19 protein-coding genes are annotated in these 21,806 nt (G+C 64.0%); 9 read left to right on the top strand and 10 right to left on the bottom strand.

The annotated features are described in order from the left end of the window. Positions 1–38: 38 nt before the first annotated feature. Both EGJ86_RS05585 and EGJ86_RS05580 read right to left on the bottom strand, forming a co-directional pair. Positions 39–320: a hypothetical protein gene (locus EGJ86_RS05585; RefSeq protein WP_125834354.1), complete on the bottom strand. Its 282-nt coding sequence runs from the start codon at positions 318–320 to the stop codon at positions 39–41. A gap of 90 nt (positions 321–410) precedes the next feature. Next, positions 411–1,016: an arylesterase gene (locus EGJ86_RS05580; RefSeq protein ID WP_125834353.1), complete on the bottom strand. Its 606-nt coding sequence runs from the start codon at positions 1,014–1,016 to the stop codon at positions 411–413. Between the two features lie 11 nt (positions 1,017–1,027). Here EGJ86_RS05580 and EGJ86_RS05575 point away from each other — a divergent pair, with 11 nt between their 5' ends. Genes EGJ86_RS05575 through greB form a run of 3 tightly spaced genes read left to right on the top strand, consistent with a single transcriptional unit; the run spans position 1,028 to position 4,767 of the window. Next, positions 1,028–1,711, top strand: a complete 684-nt coding sequence (locus EGJ86_RS05575) for an ABC transporter ATP-binding protein (RefSeq protein WP_125834352.1) — start codon at positions 1,028–1,030, stop codon at positions 1,709–1,711. Then, complete coding sequence (locus tag EGJ86_RS05570; protein ID WP_125834351.1) at positions 1,711–4,215, top strand: ABC transporter permease; 2,505 nt, start codon at positions 1,711–1,713, stop codon at positions 4,213–4,215. The genes EGJ86_RS05575 and EGJ86_RS05570 overlap by 1 nt, the downstream gene beginning before the upstream one ends. A 54-nt stretch (positions 4,216–4,269) precedes the next feature. Further along, positions 4,270–4,767 carry a transcription elongation factor GreB gene (greB, locus tag EGJ86_RS05565; protein WP_125834350.1) on the top strand — a complete coding sequence of 166 codons (498 nt, stop codon included), beginning with the start codon at positions 4,270–4,272 and terminating at the stop codon, positions 4,765–4,767. Between the two features lie 78 nt (positions 4,768–4,845). Here greB and EGJ86_RS05560 read toward each other — a convergent pair whose 3' ends face one another. Next, positions 4,846–5,154: a class I SAM-dependent methyltransferase gene (locus tag EGJ86_RS05560; RefSeq protein ID WP_125834349.1), complete on the bottom strand. Its 309-nt coding sequence runs from the start codon at positions 5,152–5,154 to the stop codon at positions 4,846–4,848. A 512-nt stretch (positions 5,155–5,666) separates the two neighbouring features. Here EGJ86_RS05560 and EGJ86_RS05555 point away from each other — a divergent pair. Continuing rightward, positions 5,667–6,620: a triacylglycerol lipase gene (locus EGJ86_RS05555; RefSeq protein ID WP_125834348.1), complete on the top strand. Its 954-nt coding sequence runs from the start codon at positions 5,667–5,669 to the stop codon at positions 6,618–6,620. Between the two features lie 84 nt (positions 6,621–6,704). Further along, positions 6,705–7,733 carry a lipase secretion chaperone gene (locus EGJ86_RS05550; protein WP_125834347.1) on the top strand — a complete coding sequence of 343 codons (1,029 nt, stop codon included), beginning with the start codon at positions 6,705–6,707 and terminating at the stop codon, positions 7,731–7,733. A gap of 2 nt (positions 7,734–7,735) precedes the next feature. On the opposite strand, the gene EGJ86_RS05545 is transcribed toward EGJ86_RS05550, so the two are convergent. From EGJ86_RS05545 to EGJ86_RS05530, 4 genes are all read right to left on the bottom strand, one after another. After that, the gene (locus tag EGJ86_RS05545) at positions 7,736–8,755 is read right to left on the bottom strand and encodes a LacI family DNA-binding transcriptional regulator (RefSeq protein WP_106732387.1); all 1,020 of its coding nucleotides are present in this window, start codon (positions 8,753–8,755) and stop codon (positions 7,736–7,738) included. Between the two features lie 179 nt (positions 8,756–8,934). Then, positions 8,935–9,948 carry a TRAP transporter substrate-binding protein gene (locus EGJ86_RS05540; RefSeq protein WP_125834346.1) on the bottom strand — a complete coding sequence of 338 codons (1,014 nt, stop codon included), beginning with the start codon at positions 9,946–9,948 and terminating at the stop codon, positions 8,935–8,937. Positions 9,949–10,005: 57 nt separating this feature from the next. After that, complete coding sequence (locus tag EGJ86_RS05535) at positions 10,006–11,283, bottom strand: TRAP transporter large permease (protein ID WP_125834345.1); 1,278 nt, start codon at positions 11,281–11,283, stop codon at positions 10,006–10,008. Positions 11,284–11,332: 49 nt separating this feature from the next. After that, positions 11,333–12,454 (bottom strand): gluconokinase, GntK/IdnK-type, encoded by a 1,122-nt coding sequence (locus tag EGJ86_RS05530; RefSeq protein ID WP_125834344.1) that lies wholly within the window; start codon positions 12,452–12,454, stop codon positions 11,333–11,335. A 196-nt stretch (positions 12,455–12,650) separates the two neighbouring features. Here EGJ86_RS05530 and EGJ86_RS05525 point away from each other — a divergent pair, with 196 nt between their 5' ends. Then, positions 12,651–14,735 (top strand): TonB-dependent receptor, encoded by a 2,085-nt coding sequence (locus EGJ86_RS05525; protein ID WP_125834343.1) that lies wholly within the window; start codon positions 12,651–12,653, stop codon positions 14,733–14,735. 221 nt (positions 14,736–14,956) lie between these two features. On the opposite strand, the gene EGJ86_RS05520 is transcribed toward EGJ86_RS05525, so the two are convergent. From EGJ86_RS05520 to EGJ86_RS05510, 3 genes are all read right to left on the bottom strand, one after another. After that, on the bottom strand, positions 14,957–16,084 hold the full coding sequence (locus tag EGJ86_RS05520) for an acyl-CoA dehydrogenase family protein (RefSeq protein ID WP_125834342.1): 1,128 nt from the start codon (positions 16,082–16,084) through the stop codon (positions 14,957–14,959). Positions 16,085–16,182: 98 nt separating this feature from the next. Beyond that, on the bottom strand, positions 16,183–17,373 hold the full coding sequence (locus EGJ86_RS05515; protein WP_125834341.1) for an acetyl-CoA C-acyltransferase: 1,191 nt from the start codon (positions 17,371–17,373) through the stop codon (positions 16,183–16,185). Between the two features lie 133 nt (positions 17,374–17,506). After that, positions 17,507–18,274 (bottom strand): 3-hydroxyacyl-CoA dehydrogenase, encoded by a 768-nt coding sequence (locus EGJ86_RS05510; protein ID WP_125834340.1) that lies wholly within the window; start codon positions 18,272–18,274, stop codon positions 17,507–17,509. A gap of 87 nt (positions 18,275–18,361) precedes the next feature. On the opposite strand from EGJ86_RS05510, the gene EGJ86_RS05505 reads away from it, so the two are divergent. The 3 genes from EGJ86_RS05505 to EGJ86_RS05495 all read left to right on the top strand — a co-directional run bounded on the left by EGJ86_RS05505 (position 18,362) and on the right by EGJ86_RS05495 (position 21,671). Next, the gene (locus EGJ86_RS05505) at positions 18,362–18,742 is read left to right on the top strand and encodes a MerR family DNA-binding transcriptional regulator (RefSeq protein WP_106740525.1); all 381 of its coding nucleotides are present in this window, start codon (positions 18,362–18,364) and stop codon (positions 18,740–18,742) included. A 73-nt stretch (positions 18,743–18,815) separates the two neighbouring features. Continuing rightward, the gene (locus EGJ86_RS05500) at positions 18,816–19,979 is read left to right on the top strand and encodes an isovaleryl-CoA dehydrogenase (protein ID WP_125834339.1); all 1,164 of its coding nucleotides are present in this window, start codon (positions 18,816–18,818) and stop codon (positions 19,977–19,979) included. An 84-nt stretch (positions 19,980–20,063) separates the two neighbouring features. Beyond that, entirely contained in the window at positions 20,064–21,671 is a 1,608-nt protein-coding gene (locus EGJ86_RS05495) for a carboxyl transferase domain-containing protein (protein WP_125834338.1), read from the top strand. Positions 21,672–21,806 lie beyond the last annotated feature (135 nt).

The raw sequence follows: 21,806 nt of genomic DNA, 5'->3' as shown, positions 1-21,806 counted from the left end.
CGGCGATTGTACACCGCGATTTGCAAGGCGGGCAGGCGTCAGCCATCTGCCCAATTCGAGCACAGTCCCTGACGCTGGGCCTCGAATGTCGCCAGGCAGGCTGGGCACAAGCGACGATCCCGCAGCCAGGCCTTTTCCAAGATCCGCCAACGCGGTTGTGCCGGCAACAAACCGCCACACAATGTGCGATCAGCATGCCCACCCAGGCGCAACTGACGAGCCACCAGGTGCACGCGCACCTCACGACAGGCGAACAGATCCAGCTGCTCATCCGGCTCGATCAGTTGGTAGGCATAAAGGGACCAGGCGGGACGCGGCATCTGGGGCTCCGTGACAGATCGGCCACATTAGCCGAAAGGCCTGAGGCGGAGAAGCCTCTGCCTACTCAGTTTTCCGCCGTCCACAGGCGCTCAAAGCATGGGTTTCAAAGTCGGCCAGACGTTATCCAGCAACACCGCCTGCGCAGACTCGGTCGGATGAATGCCGTCGGCCTGCATCATTCCTGGCACGCCACCAACGCCCTCGAGGAAAAACGGCACCAGCGGCACGTTCTTCTGCTTCGCCAAATCAGCAAACACCTGGGCGAAAGCCGTGGTGTAGCGCGCCCCATAGTTTGGCGGCAGACGCATCCCTAAAATGAGCACCTTGGCCCCTGCCTGCTGTGATTTCTCAACCATCGACGCAAGATTCTGTTGCAATTGCGCAGGAGGCTGCCCGCGCAGGCCATCGTTGCCACCCAGCTCGATGATGACCAGTTCCGGCTTATGCTCCGCGATCAGCGCAGAGAACCGCGCGGCGCCGCCTGCGCTGGTATCGCCGCTGATCGACGCGTTGACCACGGTGTGCTCGAAACCCTCCTCCTGAAGGCGTTTTTCCAGCAAAGCAACCCACCCTACGCGGCTATCCAGGCCAAAAGCGGCGCTGATACTATCGCCGACCACAAGCAGGGTGCCTGCAACCGCTCCCTGAGCCCAGAACATCAGGGCCAAGGCACCACTCAGCCACCATGCACGCATTTGGAATCTCCATGACTTCGAGCATTCTCGCTGCGCGGAACCTTAGCAAAGTGGTCAGCAGCACGGAAGGCGAGCTGACAATCCTTCATGACCTCGACCTCGACCTGAACAAAGGCGATAGCCTGGCCATCGTCGGCAGCTCTGGCTCCGGAAAATCCACCCTGCTCGGCCTGCTGGCTGGCCTCGACCTGCCCAGCGGCGGCGCCGTACTGCTGGCCGGCAACAACCTCAGCGAGCTCGACGAGGACCAGCGCGCGCGCCTGCGCGCCGAGCACGTGGGTTTCGTCTTCCAGTCGTTCCAGTTGCTCGACAGCCTCAACGCGCTGGAAAACGTGATGTTACCGCTGGAGCTGGAATGTCACGCCGATGCCCGCCAGCGCGCCCGAGCCCTGCTCGAACGTGTCGGCCTGGGCCAACGTCTGACCCACTACCCGCGCCAGCTTTCTGGTGGCGAACAACAGCGCGTGGCCATCGCGCGGGCCTTCGCCGCCGAGCCCGACGTTCTGTTCGCCGACGAACCCACCGGTAACCTCGACAGCCACACCGGCGAACGTATCAGCGACCTGCTGTTTCAGCTCAATCAGGAGCGCGGCACCACCTTGGTTCTGGTCACCCATGACGAGCGCCTGGCGCACCGCTGCCAGCGCCTGATCCGCCTGGAAGCCGGACACCTGATCGACCGCGTGGAGCCCTGATGAAACGCGTGCCCGTCACTCGCCTGTTTTCGCTCGCTGCCCGCCAACTGCTGCGCGATGCCCGCGCCGGCGAGTTGCGGGTGCTGTTCTTCGCCTTGCTGGTCGCGGTGGCTGCGAGCAGCGCCATTGGCTATTTCAGCGCACGCCTGAATGACGCCATGCTGCTGCGCGCCAGCGAGTTTCTCGCTGCCGACCTGCGCTTGAGCGGCAGCACGCCCGCCAGCCAGGAACAGATAGACGCAGGGCTCAAGCTGGGCCTTGATCACGCACAAGCGGTGGAGTTTTCCAGTGTGGTTGCCGCTGCGGATGGCATTCAGCTGGCCAGCGTCAAGGCAGCCAACAGCCGTTATCCGCTGCGCGGCGAACTGAGGAGCGCTGCCGAACCCTACGCACCAGAGGAAGCGGGGTCCAGCCCGCGCCCCGGTGAAGTCTGGGCCGAAGCACGCCTGATGGTCGCGCTGAATCTGAAGATTGGCGATGAACTGGAAATAGGGTCCAAGACCCTGCACTTGAGCCGCGTGCTGACCTATGACCCGGACACCGCTGGCGATTTCTACAGCCTGACGCCGCGCGTGCTGATGCACCTGGACGACCTTGCCGCCACCGAGGTGGTGCAGCCTGGCAGCCGTGTGCGCTTTCGCGAACTCTGGCGCGGCGATGCCGCCGCCCTGGCCGCCTACCGCCCGGCCGTCGCAGCCGGTCTGGAGCCCAATCAGCGCCTGGACGACTCCCGTGACGGTAATCGCCAGGTAGGCGGCGCCCTCGGCCGAGCCGAGCGTTATCTGAACCTGGCCAGCCTGGCGGCGGTGCTGCTCGCCGGCGTCGCAGTGGCACTGTCAGCGGCACGCTTCGCCGCAAGGCGCTTCGACGCCAGCGCCCTGCTGCGCTGCCTCGGGCTGTCGCGACGCGAAGCGCTGGCCCTGTTCGGCCTGCAACTGGCGCTGCTCGGGCTGGTTGCCTGCGTGATCGGCGCGCTGCTGGGCTGGGCTGGCCAGCACGTGCTGTTCTATCTGCTGCGTGGCCTGATCCCTGATGACCTGCCACCTGCAAATCTGTGGCCTGCATTGGCCGGGATGGCCACCGGCCTGGTGGCGCTGGCCGGTTTCGCGCTGCCGCCGTTGGCTGCGCTCGGCCGCGTGCCGCCGCTACGCGTCTTGCGCCGCGACATGCTGCCGGTACCGGCCAGTTCCTGGCTGGTCTATGGCGCGGCGCTGGTTGCGTTGGGCCTGATCATGTGGCGCCTGAGCCTGGATCTGAAACTGACGCTGGCACTGCTGGGTGGCGGTCTACTCGCCGCATTGCTGCTCGGCGGTCTGCTGCTGCTCGGTCTGCAAAGCCTGCGCCGCCTGCTGCAACGTGCCTCCCTGCCCTGGCGCCTGGGCCTCGGCCAACTGCTGCGCCACCCGCTCGCTGCGGCGGGCCAATCACTGGCCTTCGGCCTGATCCTGCTGGCCATGGCGCTGATAGCCCTGCTTCGTGGCGAGCTACTCGACACCTGGCAGGACCAGTTGCCGGAAGATGCGCCCAACCACTTCGCCCTCAACGTGTTGCCGGCCGAGCGCGATGCCTTCGCCGCGCGCCTGGCCGAACTGTCGCCACACCCGGCGCCGCTGTATCCGGTGGTACCGGGTCGCCTGATCATGATCAACGACGAACCAGTACGCCAACTGGTAACCAAGGAAAGTCGCGGCGAACGCGCCATCCAACGCGATCTGAGCCTGACCTGGGCCGAGCAACTGCCGTCTGACAACCAGATCACCGCCGGCAGTTGGTGGAGCGCCGAGCATGCCAGCGATCTGCCTGGCGTTTCCGTCGAGGCCGAGCTGGCCGAAAGCTTGCAGCTGAAGCTCGGCGACCGACTGCGCTTCAACGTCGGCGGCATCGAGCGCGAGGCGCAAGTCACCAGTCTGCGCCAGGTGGACTGGGACAGCTTCCAGCCCAACTTCTACATGATCTTCGAGCCGCAGACCCTGCAGGATCTACCTGCCACCTACCTGACCAGCTTCTACCTGCCGCCTGGCCAGGATGCAGAGCTGATCAAGCTCAGTCGCGCGTTCCCCAGCGTCACCTTGCTGCAGGTCGATGCCCTGCTGGCGCAGCTACGCAGCATCCTCGCCCAGGTCACCCTGGCCATCGAATACGTGCTGCTGTTCGTACTCGCGGCCGGTATCACCGTTCTGCTCGCCGGACTGCAGGCGACCCTGGATGAACGTATTCGTCAGGGTGCACTGCTGCGTGCTCTGGGCGCCGAGCGCAAGTTGCTGATCAGCGCCCGCCGTGCCGAGTTCGGTCTGCTCGGTGCTGCCGCCGGCCTGCTCGCCGCGCTGGGCTGTGAGCTGGTGAGCTTCCTGCTCTACCGCTACGCCTTCGACATGAGCTGGCAACCGCACCCCTGGCTGCTTCTGCTGCCGCTGATTGGTGCCTTGCTGATCGGTCTGGCCGGTGTTCTCGGCACCCGACGCGCACTCAATGCCAGCCCGTTGAGCGTGCTACGTGAAGGCTGAGAACCCTGAGAGGGGTTTGCTAGACTTGGCGCCCCTCTTCAGATCCTGAACACCATGAGCCGCTATCGCCCCCCTCGCCCTGCCGGTACACCACTGATCACGCCCGAAGGTGAGGCGCGCCTGCGCGCCGAGCTGCACGAGCTGTGGCATGTGCGTCGCCCGCAGGTGACGCAGTCAGTCAGCGAGGCCGCGGCCCAGGGCGACCGCTCGGAAAATGCCGAGTACACCTACGGCAAGAAAATGCTGCGCGAGATCGACAGCCGCGTGCGCTTTCTCACCAAGCGCCTGGAGAAGCTCAAGGTCGTCAGCGAGAAGCCGTCCGATCCGAACAAGGTGTACTTCGGCGCCTGGGTCACCATCGAGGACGAGGACGGCGAGCAGTCGCGCTACCGTATCGTTGGTCCCGACGAACTGGATTTGAAGCTAGGCCTGATCAGCATCGACTCGCCACTGGCCCGCGCCCTGGTTGGCAAGGAACTAGATGCCGAGGTTCGCGTGCACAGCCCCAGCGGCGAGAAGACCTGCTACATCGTCGAGATCGATTACCCCTAAGTGCTCGCGAACACTGGTGCTTGAAGAGCTTCGCGAGGAGGGCTCGCTCCTACGCAGATGGCCGGCTTCGCAACCCGACTAACGCCGGGTGATCAGTCCCTGGCGCGCCACACGCACCAGCTCACCGACGGTTTGCGCCAGGTCCTCGGCGCTCGGCGCCTGGATCACCGCCAGGTCGAAACTGTCCCGCGCGAAGCGACTCAACGACTCGCCGTTCTGCACGAACTGAATGCGAAAGGCATGTGACCCTGCCCAGCGTTTGGGCCAGCCTTCGAGATAACGCAGCAAGGTAGGTTGGTGACTGCCGCCAAGCAGCACGCGCGGATTGCGCAGCAGCAAGCCCGAAGTGATGGGCGCCAGGCGAATAAGGGGTTGGGGACAGATCATGGTCGCGTCTCCGCCTCGAGAATCCCGCTGGGCAGCGGTGAGAGGCGACACCGAACCAGCGCTTTAGCGGAATTTCAGGCGCTGATGGCAACACCCTGTGGCGCCCCGCAAGTAGCTGTTTAAATCGGCGCAGGGCGCATCCTAGAGAAGCCCACGGCAAACTGTCAAGGCGCACCCAGCGTTACCCCCAACCTTCGATTGGGCAGCGGCTAATCGGCCCACTTGCCCCTTCTAACCCGCCCCGCCACCGCCTCAAAAATCACACGATGAACAGATGAGTAGCGGCCGTTCGCATGATCTTGCGTGTCGACACGTAACAGAACCTAGCCAGCGATATCGCCGCCAGTTCGCACCAATATCAACAAAAGTCCCGGGTTAGAGGCTTCGCTTGTGATTCAGCGACGCTGGCATGCTTCCTGCCATCAATCTTGCGCCGTACGCGCCACAGGACGGGCGTGATTTGTGTTGCTGGAAGCAGCTGACTGCCTCAACAAAATCCATCGAGAGCGCCCATGAAGAACAATAAAACCCTGCTCGCCCTCTGTCTCGGTACCGGCCTGCTCGCCAGCGGCCAGACCCAGGCTTTCTGGTTCGGTTCATCCGGCTATACCCAGACCAAATACCCCATCGTCCTAGGCCACGGCATGCTCGGTTTCGACAGCATCCTCGGCGTCGACTACTGGTACGGTATCCCGGCCGCTCTGCGCCGCGATGGCGCCAGCGTCTATGTCACCGAAGTCAGCCAGCTGGACACCTCAGAAGCACGCGGCGAGCAATTGCTGCAGCAGGTCGAGGATATCGTCGCCATCAGCGGCAAGGGCAAGGTCAACCTGATCGGCCACAGCCACGGTGGCCCGACCACCCGCTACGTTGCCGCCGTGCGCCCGGACCTGGTCGCCTCCGTCACCAGCGTCGGCGCACCGCACAAGGGTTCGGCCACCGCCGACTTCCTCAAGGGCATCAGCGACGGCCCCGCTGGCCCGGTTGCCACGCCGCTGCTGGTTGGCATCGTCAACGGCCTGGGGACGCTGATCAACTTCCTTTCCGGCAGCTCCAGCACCACGCCACAGAATGCACTGGGCTCACTGGAATCGCTCAACAGCCAGGGCGCAGCGCGCTTCAATGCGAAGTTTCCGCAAGGCATTCCCACCAGCGCCTGCGGCGAAGGCGCCTACAGCGTCAATGGCGTGCGTTACTACTCCTGGAGCGGCACCAGCCCGCTGACCAACCTGCTCGACCCAAGCGACCTGCTGATGGGCGCGTCCTCGCTGACCTTCGGCAACGAAGCCAACGATGGCTTGGTCGGCCGCTGCAGCTCGCGCATGGGCCAGGTGATTCGTGACAACTACCGGATGAACCACCTCGACGAGGTCAACCAGACCCTGGGCCTGACCAGCCTGTTCGAGACCGACCCGGTGACCGTCTACCGTCAACACGCCAACCGCCTGAAGAACGCCGGGCTCTAGGCTCACGAAAACTTCCGCCCGAGCCGTGCGCATCGAGACATCGGTGCGCACGGCGCCCCCTACCCCTGACACCCAGAGCTACACGTGAAGAAAGCCCTATTCGCCCTGCCTCTACTGATCGGCGCCGGCCTGGCGTTGATGCTTTACCTGCAACCCGGGCACCAACCCACTCAACTCCCTCCCCCTACCGCTGCGCCGGCGACACCATCCGCAGCAGAGTCGACTGCAGAGGCCGTAACGCCGACCAACGAAGGCAGACCGAAGAAGGCGGCCAAGTTGGCTCTGCCCAGCTCCTTCGTAGGCACCGAAGTCGACGGCCGCTTTCGCGTGGATGCCGCCGGCAATCTGGTCATCAGCGAAGATATCCGGCGGATCTTCGATTACTTCCTTGCCAGCGTCGGCGAAGAAAGCCTGGATGCCAGCGTTTCACGCCTGCGCAGCTACATCGACAACCAATTGCAGGAGCCGGCGCGAACCCGCGCACAGACGCTGCTGGAGCAATACCTGAACTACAAGCGAGAACTGGTGATGCTGGAGCGCGACCTGCCGCAAATGGCCAATCTGGATGCCATGCGCCAGCGCGAAACTGCCGTGCAAGCGCTGCGCGCGCGCCTGTTCGACAACGAGACACACCTGGCCTTCTTCGCCCGTGAGGAAGGCTACAACCGCTTCATCCTGGAACGCCTGGCTATCCAGCACGACGGCAAAATGAGCGCAGAGGAAAAAGGTGTTGCCGTCGACCGCCTGCGCGCCTCCCTGCCGGAAGAGCTGCAGGACGCCGTATTGCCACAACTGCAACAGGAACTGCGGCAGAACACGGCCCGACTGCAGGCCGAGGGCGCCAGCGCCGCTCAGATCCGCCAGATGCGTCAGCAACTGGTAGGCGCCGAAGCCACCACGCGCCTGGAGGCGCTGGATAGCCAGCGGCAGAACTGGCAGAAACGCCTGGATGGTTATCTCGCAGAGAAAGCGCGAATCGATGCCAGCGAAGGCCTCAGCGCGGGTGACAAACGTACGGCAATCGAGGCCCTGGCCGCCGAACGTTTCGATGAGCGTGAACGCCTGCGCCTGGACGCCGCCGAGCAATTGGCAGCATCCAGCAAGAAACAGTAGCGTCAGGCGCTGTCGCGCATCACCAGTTCGAAACCGACGTCAATGCAGTGCTGTTCCGGCATTTCGCCACGCATCAGCGCCAGCAGCATGTTCGCCGCCAGCTCGCCGATACGCCCACGCGTGGTACGCACCGTGCTCAAGGCCGGATGCATCCAGGCCGCCGCAGGCAGGTCGTTGAAGCCGGCGATAGCCAGACGCCCTGGCACATCCAACCCCAGTTGCCGGGCGCGGAACAGCGCACCCATGGCCAGGTCGTCGTTGTTGAAGAACACCGCATCGATCTGCGGCTGCTGCGCCAGCAGGCGGTCGAGCAGTTCGGCGCCCAGGCCGATGGATGACAACTGCGGTGTCAGCAGTTCCAGCGCCGGGTCGTGGCGATTGAGGTACTGCATCACCTGGCGATAGCCCTCGGCACGCTGCAAGGTCCGCGGGTCGAGCTGCGCCGCGGCGAAGGCGATATGGCGGTAACCACGCTGCACCAGGGCACGGGTCATGGCGGCGCCAGCGTCTACCTGAGAGAAACCGACGCAGTAGTCCTCCGGCTCCTCGCTCAGCTCCATCAGCGTTACCAACGGGCAACTGCTGGCGCCGAGGATTTCCCGCGCCGCGTCGCTGCGCTCGAACCCCGTAAGCAAGAGGCCAGCTGGCTGGTGCGCCAGGTAGGAGCGCAGCAGGCGCTCGTCCTCCTCCACCCGATAGTGGCTGACGCCAATCATCATCTCGAAGCCGGCCGGCATCAGCACACGCTGGATGGCCTCGACGGTATCGACGAACACCGAGTTGGACAGCGACGGAATCACCACCGCCACAAGGTTCGAACGCGAACTGGCCAGCGCCCGCGCGGCAGGGTTGGGCACGTAGCCCAGCGACTGGGCCGCACGCATCACCTGCTCGCGTAGCGCATCGGAAACCCGCCCCGGCTGCGACAAGGCGCGCGAGGCAGACATCAGCGAACAGCCGGCTGCCTTGGCCACATCGGACAGAGTGACACGTTCGGCGGATCGGCGACGGCGTTGAGTCATAGCGCCTCCATTGTTTACCAGTGTGCGATTCTACCAGCCCCGCCGATGAATAAAGCGCGGGACACGCCGCCCGGGGTAACGTCACCATGCAAGGAGCGTTACCACCTGCGTGCCCCGCGAAACTGCAAACCTGCCCACGATCGGCTGCGCGTCAGTCGCACCTGAACATGGGCAAGTTCTTATAGAGCGGCCTTCTCGGCTTCAGCCTGGACCTGATCGAACAGTTGCTGGCCGACCGTATCGACAACTTTCTGGATCGCCGGCGCGGCCTGCTCACGCATGCGCTGCACTTCGGCTGGCTCCACTTCGTTGATCTGCATACCCTTCTCTTTCAGCTCGGCCAGGGCGCGGGCTGCCTCCTCGCGGGTATCCTTGCGCTCGAAGTCACGCGCCTTCTTGGCCGCCTCCAGCAGGATGTTCTGCTCGGTCTGCGACAGGCCATCCCACCAGCGCTTGGACACGGTGACGATCCACGGGCTGTACACGTGATTGGTCACGGTCAGGTACTTCTGCACCTCGTAGAACTTCGAGGAGAGGATGGTGTTGAACGGGTTTTCCTGGCCGTCGACGGCCTTGGTCTCCAGCGCGGTGAACAGCTCGGAGAACGGCAGCGGCACCGCGTTGGCGCCCATCAGCTTGAAGGTCTCGAGAAACACCGGGTTGGGCATCACGCGCAACTTGACCCCGGAGAAGTCCTCCAGCTTGCTGATCGGACGACTGTTGTTGGTCAGGTTACGGAAGCCGTTTTCCCAGTACACCAAGCCGACCAGGCCTTTCTCTTCCAGCTTGTCCATGACCTGGCGGCCCACCGGGCCGTCGAGCACGGCATCGGCCTGCTCGGCGCTGCTGAACAGGAACGGCGTGTCCCACACGGCCATTTCCTTGGTGATACCCACCAGAGTCGCGGTCGAACCGACCATCATTTCCTGCGCCCCACCGATCAGCGCGCTCTGCATCTGGTCGTCGGAACCCAGGCTGGCGGCGCCGAAAGTGCGCACCTTGAGTTTGCCGTCGGAAGCCTTGGCTACCTCTTCGGCGAACAGCTTGGCCGCACGGCCCTGGTTGCTGTTCTCGTTGAGGCCGTAACCGAAGCGGATCATGCGCGAACGCACGTCATCGGCATGGACGGTGAAACTGGCGAGCGGGCTGCACAGCATGGCAGCAGTGAGGATGGCGAGCAGTGGACGTTTCATCGGAACTACCTCTTATTGTTGTGAATGATGACGGCGCGCCAGCGCCGCTGGGTCAACTCAGCGCAACCAGGCCAACGGCACGGTAACGATGGACGGGAATGCCACCAGCAGCGCGACGATGATCAGATAGATAAGGAAGAACGGCATGACGCCGCGTACCAGCACTTCCATGCGCAACTTGCCGATACCGCCGACGACGTTGAGTACCGTGCCAACCGGCGGGGTGATCAGGCCGATGGAGCCGATCAGTACGAACATCACGCCGAAGTACACCGGATCGACGCCGGCCTTGATCGCGATAGGCGCCAGTACAGGTGCCAGAATCAGGATGGTCGGCGTCAGGTCGAGCACCATGCCTACCGCGATCATCAACAGCATGATCGCCAGTACCAGCAGTCTTGGATGATCAGCCAGTGGCCCGAGCATGGCGCCGATCTCGTCCGGCAGCTGGGCCAGGGTGATCATGTAGGCCGATACCGTGGCAGCGGCGCAAAGGAACATCACCGACGCGGTGGTGCGGCTAGCGCGGGTCAGGGTCTCCATCAGGTCGCTCCAGCTCAGCTCACGGTAGAGCAAGGTGGAAACGCCCAGGGCATATACCGCAGCGACAACCGCCGCTTCGGTGGGGGTGAAGATGCCGAAACGCAGACCGCCAACGATGATCACCGGCAACATCAAGGCAGCGGCACCATCGATCAGCACACGGCGACGCTCGGCGGCAGTGGCCTTGGGCGGCGTCGGCTCGGTGAAACCGCGGGCGATCAGTGTCCAGGCGACGATCAGGCCTGCACCCATGATCAGCCCCGGCACCAGCCCCGCCATGAACAGCTGGCTGATGGAGGTGTTAGTGACCACACCATAAATCACGAACGGCATCGACGGCGGAATGATCGGCGCGATGATGCCGCCAGCGGCTACCAGGCCTGCCGAGGAATGCACCGGATAACCACGCTGGCGCATCATCGGCAACAGCAAGGTGGCCAGCGCCGCAGTATCGGCCAGTGCCGAACCGGACATGCTGGCCAGCAGCACGGCAGCCGCGATGACAACGTAACCGAGGCCTCCACGCAGGTGGCCAAAGTAGGCCTGGGCCATGGCGATGATACGGCGAGAAATACCGCCGGCGTTCATCAGCTCGCCGGCCAGGATGAAGAAAGGTACCGCCAGCAGCGGGAAACTGTCAGCGCCGGCCAGCAGGTTCTGCGCCAGCAGCTGCACGTCCCAGAAATCCAGGTACCACATCAGTACGGCCGCGGTAAGGATCAGGGCAAAGGCGATGGGCATGCCGAATGCCATGAACCCCAGCAGGGAAGAAAGAAATACCGCGACAGTCATCGGCAGGTCCTCGGTGGGCAGTGCCCGTCTTGTTGGAATGGAGCCAGCATCATTCGACGTGCGCCTGGCTCAGGGCCGGCTGCGGCGTACGCCGCCAGAGGGTGATCAACTGCACCCCGGCGAGAATCGCCAGCACCAGCATGCTCGCCAGCACCGGCAGCATCGCCAGCACCACTGGGTAACCAACCACCGTACTGACGTTGCCCCAGCCGAACTGCACCTGATTCCAGGCGCCCAAGGCCGAGAGCAAGCTCGCTCCTGCCACGAGAATCCAGCTCAGTGAATCCACCAGCCGTTGCGCCAGCAGTGGGAAGCGGTCGCGAATCATACGGAATGTCATCAGCTCGCCCCGCCGCATGCCAGAGGCCACGCCGACGAATACCAACCAGACGAAGGCCAGGCGCGACAACTCTTCTGCGCCAGGCCAACCCGTGCCGAATGCGTAGCGCAGCACCACGTTGGTGAACACCGCCACCACCATGAAGGCCATCAGCACCGCCATCATTCCATCTGTCAGGCGATCGAACAGGCGCGCAACGCGACCTTCATAGATCGGTTCGGCACCTAGCTGAGCCGCTTGGTTAGCGCTATCAATTTCGCTGTCGAGCATATCCTGAGCCTGGCTCGACACGGCCTCCGCCGCCTCGCGACGTACCCAGGCCTGGATCTCGGCCACCAACGTTTGCCGCGACTGCTGCGCATCGACGACACGTACGTATGGTTCACCTGCCGGGCTTTCGAGAGTGGCGAACTGGCTGTCAACCAACGAAGTCGGCATGAAATGTCCAGGCCGAGCACCCACGCGCTGCACAGCGGTCGCGTGATCGATATCCAGGTGCACGAACTGCAATCCCGGAATCGCCCGACGCAAGCGCTCGCGGTAAGCGCGCTTGAGCGCCGAGCAGGCCAGCACGAAGCACTCACCGGCGGCCTGCGCGGCCAGCATCTGCTCGCACAGTGCATCCAGCCAGTGGCGACGGTCTTCGTCGCTCAGCGGGGTGCCCGCGCGCATGCGCTCTACGTTCTCAGGGGGGTGGAAATGATCGGCTTCGATATGACGCCAACCAAGGGCAGTGGCGACTGCCTGGCTGATCTCGCTCTTGCCGGAGCCACTGACACCCATGACCACCAGGGTGGTACGGGCAGGCAGTGCGGGAGGCTGCTGTTGCATGGGAACTCCATGGGCACCATCAAGGTGGTACCGCTCATTGTTTGAGCTAAATGTTAGCGCTATCCAAATCGTTCGACAACCCTCCCCTGGCAACATTTCGTAGAGCATTTTCATTAATGATGATCGTCCAGCTATGGCCCGCTGCTGGCTGACACGTTCAAGATCGCCTACCGGCCCCAAGAGAGACATTTCGCTTATGTATCGGCTGAGCCCCTGCTTCTGGCTGCCCCCATTATTCTTGTCACTCACTGCACAGGCCGAAAACGCCACCTACCACGCCGACCCGCTAGTGGTCACCGGCAGCCGCTATCAGGCCAGTGGCTGGCAACTGCCCTTCTCCGTCAACCGCATCGATGCCGAACAGGCCACCCTCGGCAAACCAGGCGTCAACCTGTCCGAGGCGCTCGGCAGCGTGCCGGGGCTGGTGGTGCAGAACCGGCAGAACTATGCGCAGGACCTGCAGATATCCTCGCGCGGCTTCGGCGCCCGCTCGGCCTTCGGCATTCGCGGTATCAAGCTGCTGGCTGACGGTGTGCCGCTGTCCAACCCCGACGGTCAAGGCCAGGCCGCGACCTTCGACCTCGACACCCTGGAACGTATCGAGGTGCTGCGCGGCCCCTTCGCCAGCGTTTACGGCAGCAATTCTGGCGGGGTCATCCAGTTGTTCTCGCGTGATGGCGAAGGTCCACCCAAACTGTCACTCGACACCTCGCAAGCCGCCTACGGCACCAGTCGCACCCGCGTCGCAGCCGAAGGTGGCAACGACAAGGCTGGTTTCATCATCAACCGCTCGCACTTCGAGACAGACGGCTACCGCGACCATAGCGGTGCCATCCTCGACAAGACCTTCGCCAAGCTGACTCTGTACCCGGACGATTTCAGCAAGCTCAGTTTGAGCTTCAGCGAGCTGGATCAGAACGACACGCAAGACCCGCAAGGGTTGACCTGGGCTCAGGTGAAGAGCGACCGCCGCAGCGCCGCGCCCAGCGCACTGGAGTTCGATACACGCAAGACCGTCGATCATCGTCAGTTCGCGCTCAACTACGAGCGCAGCTTTGCCGCCGGCACTTGGCAAAGCACGCTATATAGCGGTACGCGACGGGTGATTCAGTACCAGTCGATTCCAGTCGGTGCGCAAACGCCTGCCCGCCAGGGCGGGGGCGTGATCGACTTCGAGCGCCGCTTTCACGGCATCGGCAACCGCTGGATTCAGTCGTTCGACCTGGGCAGCAGCCTGCTGACCGTCACCACCGGCCTGGATTACGACTATTCGCGAGACGACCGCCAGGGTTTTGAAAACTTCGTCGGCAGCACCCAGGGCGTAAAAGGCAACTTGCGCCGCGACGAGCGCAACGAGGTCACCAGCCTGTCGCCCTACGTCCAGGCTGCTTGGCAACTGGGCAAGCTAGAGCTGCAGGCCGGCCTGCGCCACAGTCAGGTGGAATTTGAAGTGAACGACCGTTTCCTGAGCAATGGCGACGATAGTGGCTCGGTGACCTACCGCGAACTGACGCCGACCCTGGGCGCCAGTTACGCCCTGTTGCCAGGCCTGAATGTCTACGCCAGCTGGGGCAAGGGCGTGGAGACGCCGACGCTGAACGAGTTGTCCTACTCCGGCCCTGACAACAGCTTCGGCTTCGACCTGCAACCGGCCACCAGCGAGCAGGTAGAAGTCGGCCTCAAGGCGCGCCTGGCCGAGGCCACCAGCCTGCAGCTGGCGCTGTTCCAGATTGATACCGACAACGAGCTGGTAGTCGAATCAGCCAGCGGAGGCCGATCACGCTTCCAGAACGCCGCCCAGACTCGCCGCCGCGGCGTCGAGCTGGCCCTGGAAAGCCGCCTGAGCGACACCTTGCGAGCCAACCTCGCCTATACACAGATCGACGCCACCTATAGCAAGAACTTCACCAGCAACGGTCGATTGATCGAGTCGGGCAATCGCCTGCCAGGCATTCCCGCGCGCACGCTGCTTGGCGAGCTGGCCTGGCAACCGCTGGACTGGTTCAGCACCGCCATCGAAGGCCTGTACCGCAGCCAGTTGTATGTCGAAGACAGCAACACAGCCAAGACTGCGCCCAGCTACGCGCTGTTCAACTGGCAGGCACGCTTCGAACAAAAAGTTGGTGCAATGACCTTCAACCAGGTGCTGCGCATCGACAATCTGCTGGATCGCGAGTACATCGGCTCGGTGATCGTCGGCGACAGCAACGGCCGCTACTACGAACCCGGCCCGGAGCGCGCCTGGTATGTCGGCGCGGGTGTGCAGTACCAGTTCAATTGATCGGCGTCCCTGGCCGCTCGATAAAGCGTGATCCCTTCGGGTGTGACACACACCATCCTGGCACTACGCCCCATAAAGGTACGAGCCAGCGCCCCTCTCTCACTTGTGGGAGAGGAGCTGGGGGAGAGGGAGATCATCAGCCGAAGCACCTTGTGGGAGGCGCTTTAGCGGCGAGCTCTTAGCTCACAAGTCGCGGCTAAAGCCCCTCCCACACTCCAGCCTTACAAACTGCGTGCAATCACCATCCGCTGTACGTCGCTGGTGCCTTCGTAGATCTGGCACACGCGCACGTCACGGTAGATGCGCTCGACCGGGAAGTCCTTGAGGTAGCCGTAGCCACCCAGAGTCTGGATCGCCGCCGAGCACACCCGCTCGGCCATCTCCGAAGCGAACAGCTTGGCCATCGACGCCTCGGTCAGGCACGGCTGCCCAGCTTCGCGCAGGCTGGCAGCGTAATGCACCATCTGCCGTGCGACGGCGATCTGCGTGGCCATATCAGCGAGGCGAAACGCCACCGCCTGATGTTCGATGATCGGCTTGCCGAAGGTCACCCGCTCGTGGGCGTAATCACGCGCGGCCTCGAAGGCAGCTCGCGCCATGCCCACTGATTGCGCGGCGATGCCGATGCGTCCGCCTTCGAGGTTGGCCAGGGCTATACGATAGCCCTCACCCTCCTCGCCGAGACGCAGGTCGGCCGGAATGCGCACCTCGTCGAGCTGCAGTTGGCAGGTGTCGGTGGCATGCTGACCGAGCTTGTCCTCCACGCGCACTACCGAGAATCCAGGTGTATCGGTCGGCACGATAAAGGCGCTGATACCTTTCTTGCCCGCCTGCGGGTCGGTAACGGCGAAGACGATCACTATGCCGGCGTGGCTACCGGAGGTGATGAACTGCTTGGCACCATTGAGCACATAGTGATCGCCCTCGCGTCGCGCGCGGGTGCGCAGGTCGCTGGCATCGGAGCCGGCCTGCGGCTCGGTCAGGGCGAAGGCGCCGAGCATGTTGCCCTCGGCCAGCGGGCGGAGAAAGCGCTGTTTCTGCGCATCACTGCCGTATTTGAGGATCGGCATGCAACCCACCGAGTTGTGAACACTCATGATGGTGGAACAGGCCCCATCACCGGCGGCGATCTCCTCCAGCGCCATGGCGTAGGCCAGGTGCCCGGTCTCGGCGCCGCCCCATTGCTGCGGCACCAGCATGCCCATAAAGCCCAGTTGGCCCATCTCGGCGATGGCCTCGGCCGGGAAACGATGCTCGCGGTCCCAGTCGGCGGCGAAGGGTTTCAGCCGCTCCTGAGCGAACTGGCGGGCCATGTCACGGATAAGGATGTCTTCTTCGTTGGGCAGCATGGCTGGCTCCGGTAGTGCGATTCAATCAGTCCGTGGGAGGCGCTTCAGCGGCGAATGTCGCGGCTAAAGCCCCTCCCACAAGTAAAGTGTGTAGGTAGTCAATACAACTCGATGGCCACGGCAGTGGCCTCACCGCCGCCAATGCACACGGAGGCCAGGCCGCGCTTTAGATCACGCTGCTGCAACGCTGCCAACAGGGTCACCAAGATGCGCGCGCCAGATGCGCCAATGGGATGGCCCAAGGCGCACGCGCCGCCGTTTACATTGAGCTTGGCGTGGTCGATGCCCAGCTCGCGCATGGCCACCATGGGCACCACAGCGAAGGCCTCGTTGATCTCGAACAGATCGACCGTCTCCAGTGGCCATTCGATACGCGCCAGCAGACGCTGGATCGCCGCCACCGGAGCGGTAGTGAACAGATTCGGCGCCTGCGCGTGGCCGGCATGACCGACGATGCGCGCCAGCGGTTTCAGACCGCGCTCCTGGACCTCGGACAGGCGCATCAACAGCAACGCGGCAGCGCCATCGGAGATGGAACTGGCATTGGCCGCCGTCACCGTACCGCCCTCGCGAAACGCCGGCTTCAGGCCGGGAATCTTGTCCGGGCGAGCCTTGGGCGGCTGCTCATCGGTGCCGACCTGACGCCGTTCACGCCCCTGCGGCGCCTCCACGGCAACGATCTCGCTGGCGAAACTGCCATCCGTTATCGCCTGCTGGGCGCGACGCAGCGACTCCAGGGCATAGGCATCCTGCTCCTCACGACTGAAGCGATACTGCTGCGCACAATCCTCGGCGAAGGTGCCCATCAACCGACCACGCTCGTAGGCGTCCTCCAGACCGTCGAGGAACATATGGTCGAGCACCTGGCCATGCCCCATGCGATAGCCACTGCGGGCACGCGCCAGGAGGTAGGGCGCGTTGGACATGCTCTCCATGCCGCCTGCCACCAGCACATCGGCGCTGCCGGCGAGCAACTGGTCGTGACCAAGCATCAGTGCCTGCATACCGGAGCCGCACATCTTGTTCAGCGTGGTGCATTGAGCGCTCTGGCTCAGCCCTGCGCCCAACGCCGCCTGGCGTGCGGGTGCCTGGCCCTGGCCGGCCTGCAGCACGCAGCCCATCAGTACCGTGTCCACTGCCTCAGCCGCGAGCCCGGCACGCTCTAGGGTCGAGCGGATGGCAGCGGCGCCCAGCTCGGCCGCCGTAAGGCCGGCCAGATCACCAAGAAAGCCGCCCATGGGCGTGCGTACTGCACTGACGATGACGACGGGGTCGAGTTGCTGTTTCATGAGTTTCACCTTCTGATCTGCGTTATTCCCGGAGCGCGTCCGGGCAATGTTCTGGCGGTAGGAGCGGCTTCAGCCGCGAAGGCTGCGTCATTTATTTAGCGGCTGAAACCGCTTCCACAAAAGCTAGAACCCGCTACTTAGCCGCCATGCGCAGCGCGCCATCAAGGCGGATCACCTCACCATTGAGCATGGTGTTCTCGACGATATGCCGCACCAGCGCGGCGTATTCGTCGGGCCGCCCCAGGCGTGGCGGGAACGGCACGTTGGCCGCCAGCGAATCACGCACCTCCTGCGGCATACCGGCCATCATCGGCGTCTCGAACACACCCGGCGCAATGCACATCACGCGGATGCCGGAGCGCGCCAGATCACGCGCCGCCGGCAGCGTCAGTGCCGCGACGCCACCCTTGGAGGCGGCATAGGCGGCCTGCCCCGTCTGCCCGTCGAACGCCGCCACCGCGGCGGTATTGATGATGACCCCACGCTCGCCGCCGGCGTTCGGCGCGTTCTGCGCCATGGCCTCGGCAGCCAGGCGCAACAGGTTGAAGCTGCCGATCAGGTTGACCTCGACAGTGCGGCGGAAACTGTCCAGGCCATGTGCACCGTTGCGACCCAACACCTTCTCGGCTGGCGCCACGCCGGCGCAATTGACCAACCCGTGCAGAGCACCGAAAGCCTCCAGAACCTGCGCCACTGCAGCGCGACCATCCTCTTCGCGAGTGATATCGGCACGCACGAAACGGGCGTTGGCGCCCAGTTCGGCAAGGGCCTGCTGGCCTGCTTCTGCGTTGATATCCAGCAGCACCACCTTGCCGCCCTGCCCGACCAGTTCGCGGGCCGTGGCCAGGCCAAGACCAGAGGCGCCGCCGCTGATCAGGAATACGGATTCGTCGATACGCATGCTCAACCTCTGTGATTGTTGTGGAGTGAGATTGACAGGCAGATTTGCACAGGTTTACGTTAACGTAAAGGTAAACGAGCAATGACCATGGCAACCACCTACTCCATCTCCGATCTGGCCCGCGAGCTCGACATCACCACACGCGCCATCCGCTTCTATGAGGAGCAAGGCATGCTCGCCCCGGAGCGGCGCGGCCAGGAGCGCATCTACAGCGCCAAGGACAAGGTGACACTGAAACTCATCCTGCGCGGCAAGCGCATCGGCTTCTCGCTGGCCGAATGCCGCGAGCTGATCGAGCTGTACGACCCGGAAACCGGCAGCCGCAAGCAGCTGGAGACCTTCATGGGCAAGATCGCCGAACGCCGTCTGCAGCTTGAACAGCAGTTGCTGGATATCCAGCAGATGCAGCTGGAACTGGATACCGCCGAGGAACGCTGCCTGGCCGCCTTGGCAGAGACGCAAGCCTAGGGTGCGCGGCGCGCACCACTGAATCCGACCCGGTGCGCATGACGCACCCTACGACGAAAACAATAGGTGACCCATGAGCTACCCCACCCTCAATTTCGGCCTCGGCGAAACCCTCGACATGCTGCGCGACACGGTCCATCAGTTCGCCCAGAACGAGCTGGCGCCGCGCGCCGCGCAGATCGACCGTGACAACGAATTCCCCATGGACATGTGGCGCAAGTTCGGTGACATGGGCCTGCTCGGCATGACAGTCAAGGAAGAGTACGGCGGCACCGACATGGGCTACCTGGCGCATGTGCTGGCCATGGAAGAAATCAGCCGCGCCTCGGCCTCGGTCGGCCTGTCCTACGGCGCGCATTCGAACCTGTGCGTCAACCAGATACACAAGAACGGCAGCGAGGCGCAGAAGCAGAAATACTTGCCCAAGCTGTGCTCCGGGGAGCACATCGGCGCCCTGGCCATGAGCGAGCCCAACGCCGGCTCCGACGTGGTGTCGATGAAGCTGCGCGCGGAAAAACGCGGCGACCACTACGTGCTCAACGGCAACAAGATGTGGATCACCAACGGCCCGGACGCCCACACCTACGTGATCTACGCCAAGACCGACATAAACGCCGGCTCGCGCGGCATGACCGCCTTTATCGTCGAGCGCGACTTCAAGGGTTTCTCCCGCCACCAGAAGCTGGACAAGCTGGGCATGCGCGGCTCCAACACCTGCGAACTGGTGTTCGAGGATTGTGAGGTGCCGGAAGAGAATATCCTCGGCGTCGAAGGCGGTGGCGTGCGCGTGCTGATGAGCGGCCTGGACTACGAGCGCACCGTGCTTTCCGGCGGCCCAACCGGGATCATGAGCGTCTGTATGGACGTGGTGCTGCCCTACGTGCACGAGCGCCAGCAGTTCAAGCAGTCCATCGGCGAATTCCAGCTGGTACAGGGCAAGCTGGCCGATATGTACGCCGGCATGAACGCCTCCAAGTCCTACCTGTACAACGTCGCCAAGGCCTGTGATCGCGGCGAGGAATCGCGCAAGGACGCCGCTGCGGTGATCCTCTACACCGCTGAGATGGCCACCAAGATGGCGCTCGACACCATCCAGTTGCTCGGCGGCAACGGCTACACCAATGAATACCCGGCCGGCCGCCTGCTGCGCGACGCCAAGCTCTACGAGATCGGCGCCGGCACCAGCGAAATCCGCCGCATGCTGATCGGCCGCGAGCTGTTCAACGAAACGAAATAACAGCGGCTACAGGCGGCAGGCCACAGGCTTCAAGCCTTGCCTGCCGCCTGTGGCTTGAAGCCTGCAGCCCGGACGGAGTCCGCCATGCCCATCCTGCATACCCAGATCAACACCCGCTCCCCCGAGTTCGCCACCAACCAGGCGGCCATGCTCGCCCAGGTGGACGAACTGCGCGCCCTGCTCGCCCGCGTCCACGAAGGTGGCGGCGCCACGGCGCAGGAGCGCCACACCTCGCGCGGCAAATTGCGGCCGCGCGAACGCATCAACCGCCTGCTCGATGCCGGCTCGCCCTTCCTCGAGATCGGCCAGCTCGCCGCCCATGAGGTGTACGGAGAAGACGTACCGGCCGCTGGAGTGATCGCTGGCATCGGCCGCGTCGAAGGCGTCGAGTGCATGATCGTGGCCAACGACGCCACGGTTAAAGGCGGCTCCTACTACCCGCTGACGGTGAAGAAGCACCTGCGCGCCCAGGCCATCGCCCGCGAAAACCGCCTGCCGTGCATCTACCTGGTGGACTCCGGCGGCGCCAACCTGCCGCGCCAGGACGAGGTGTTCCCGGATCGTGAACACTTCGGTCGGATCTTCTTCAACCAGGCCAACATGAGCGCGCTGGGCATTCCGCAGATCGCCGTGGTGATGGGTTCCTGCACCGCCGGTGGCGCCTATGTGCCGGCCATGAGTGACGAGACCATCATGGTGCGCGAACAGGCCACCATCTTCCTCGCCGGCCCGCCGCTGGTGAAGGCCGCTACCGGCGAAGTGGTGACCGCCGAGGAATTGGGCGGCGCCGATGTGCACTGCAAGACCAGCGGCGTGGCCGATCACTATGCCGAGGATGACGAACACGCCCTGGCCCTGGCCCGCCGCTGCATCGCCAACCTCAACTGGCGCAAGCTCGGCCAGCTCGACAGCCGCGCACCCATCGCCCCGCGCTACCCGGCCGAGGAGTTGTACGGGGTGATCCCGGCCGATGCCAAACAGCCCTTCGATGTACGCGAGGTGATCGCGCGTATCGTCGACGACTCGCAACTGGATGAATTCAAGGCACTGTTCGGCACCACCCTGGTCTGCGGTTTCGCCCGCATCAATGGCTACCCGGTGGCGATCCTGGCGAACAACGGCATCTTGTTTGCTGAAGCCGCACAGAAAGGTGCGCACTTCGTCGAACTGGCCTGCCAGCGCGGCATCCCGCTGCTGTTTTTGCAGAACATCACCGGCTTCATGGTGGGCAAGAAGTACGAAGAAGGCGGCATCGCCAAGCATGGCGCCAAACTGGTCACCGCCGTGGCCTGCGCCCAGGTGCCGAAATTCACCGTGATCATTGGCGGCAGCTTCGGCGCCGGTAACTACGGCATGTGCGGCCGCGCCTATGACCCGCGCTTTCTGTGGATGTGGCCCAACGCGCGCATCGGCGTGATGGGCGCGCAGCAGGCCGCTGGCGTGCTGGTACAGGTCAAGCGCGAGCAGGCGCAGCGTGCCGGCCAGCCGTATTCCGACGAAGACGAGCAGCGTTTGAAGCAGCCCATCGTCGAGCAGTACGAGCAGCAGGCGCACGCCTTCTATTCCAGCGCCAGGCTGTGGGACGACGGTGTGATCGATCCAGCACAGACCCGCGAGGTGCTGGCCCTGGCCCTGTCCGCCAGCCTCAACGCGCCGATCGAACCGACCCGTTTCGGGGTGTTCCGTATGTAATCCGTGGGAGGGGGGGGGGTGGGGGCCACCCCCCCCCCACAAAAACCCGCCAAAACCACCCCCCCCCCCCCCCCCCCCCAAATGAACACACAACCCACCCCCCCCAACCCCCCCCACCTCACAGCTGAAGAAACC

This window comes from Pseudomonas sp. o96-267 (assembly GCF_003935465.1).
GTDB lineage: Bacteria > Pseudomonadota > Gammaproteobacteria > Pseudomonadales > Pseudomonadaceae > Aquipseudomonas > Aquipseudomonas sediminis.
Note: the sequence above shows the minus strand (reverse complement) of the source record. Positions and strands in the feature narration are given on the sequence as shown.

Bases quoted from the DNA above. Each gene is read 5' to 3' on its own strand.
- EGJ86_RS05585 (WP_125834354.1), bottom strand. From the start codon at position 320: ATGCCGCGTCCCGCCTGGTCCCTTTATGCCTACCAACTGATCGAGCCG.
- EGJ86_RS05580 (WP_125834353.1), bottom strand. From the start codon at position 1,016: ATGCGTGCATGGTGGCTGAGTGGTGCCTTGGCCCTGATGTTCTGGGCT.
- EGJ86_RS05575 (WP_125834352.1), top strand. From the start codon at position 1,028: ATGACTTCGAGCATTCTCGCTGCGCGGAACCTTAGCAAAGTGGTCAGC.
- EGJ86_RS05570 (WP_125834351.1), top strand. From the start codon at position 1,711: ATGAAACGCGTGCCCGTCACTCGCCTGTTTTCGCTCGCTGCCCGCCAA.
- greB (WP_125834350.1), top strand. From the start codon at position 4,270: ATGAGCCGCTATCGCCCCCCTCGCCCTGCCGGTACACCACTGATCACG.
- EGJ86_RS05560 (WP_125834349.1), bottom strand. From the start codon at position 5,154: ATGATCTGTCCCCAACCCCTTATTCGCCTGGCGCCCATCACTTCGGGC.
- EGJ86_RS05555 (WP_125834348.1), top strand. From the start codon at position 5,667: ATGAAGAACAATAAAACCCTGCTCGCCCTCTGTCTCGGTACCGGCCTG.
- EGJ86_RS05545 (WP_106732387.1), bottom strand. From the start codon at position 8,755: ATGACTCAACGCCGTCGCCGATCCGCCGAACGTGTCACTCTGTCCGAT.
- EGJ86_RS05540 (WP_125834346.1), bottom strand. From the start codon at position 9,948: ATGAAACGTCCACTGCTCGCCATCCTCACTGCTGCCATGCTGTGCAGC.
- EGJ86_RS05535 (WP_125834345.1), bottom strand. From the start codon at position 11,283: ATGACTGTCGCGGTATTTCTTTCTTCCCTGCTGGGGTTCATGGCATTC.
- EGJ86_RS05530 (WP_125834344.1), bottom strand. From the start codon at position 12,454: ATGCAACAGCAGCCTCCCGCACTGCCTGCCCGTACCACCCTGGTGGTC.
- EGJ86_RS05525 (WP_125834343.1), top strand. From the start codon at position 12,651: ATGTATCGGCTGAGCCCCTGCTTCTGGCTGCCCCCATTATTCTTGTCA.
- EGJ86_RS05520 (WP_125834342.1), bottom strand. From the start codon at position 16,084: ATGCTGCCCAACGAAGAAGACATCCTTATCCGTGACATGGCCCGCCAG.
- EGJ86_RS05515 (WP_125834341.1), bottom strand. From the start codon at position 17,373: ATGAAACAGCAACTCGACCCCGTCGTCATCGTCAGTGCAGTACGCACG.
- EGJ86_RS05510 (WP_125834340.1), bottom strand. From the start codon at position 18,274: ATGCGTATCGACGAATCCGTATTCCTGATCAGCGGCGGCGCCTCTGGT.
- EGJ86_RS05505 (WP_106740525.1), top strand. From the start codon at position 18,362: ATGGCAACCACCTACTCCATCTCCGATCTGGCCCGCGAGCTCGACATC.
- EGJ86_RS05500 (WP_125834339.1), top strand. From the start codon at position 18,816: ATGAGCTACCCCACCCTCAATTTCGGCCTCGGCGAAACCCTCGACATG.
- EGJ86_RS05495 (WP_125834338.1), top strand. From the start codon at position 20,064: ATGCCCATCCTGCATACCCAGATCAACACCCGCTCCCCCGAGTTCGCC.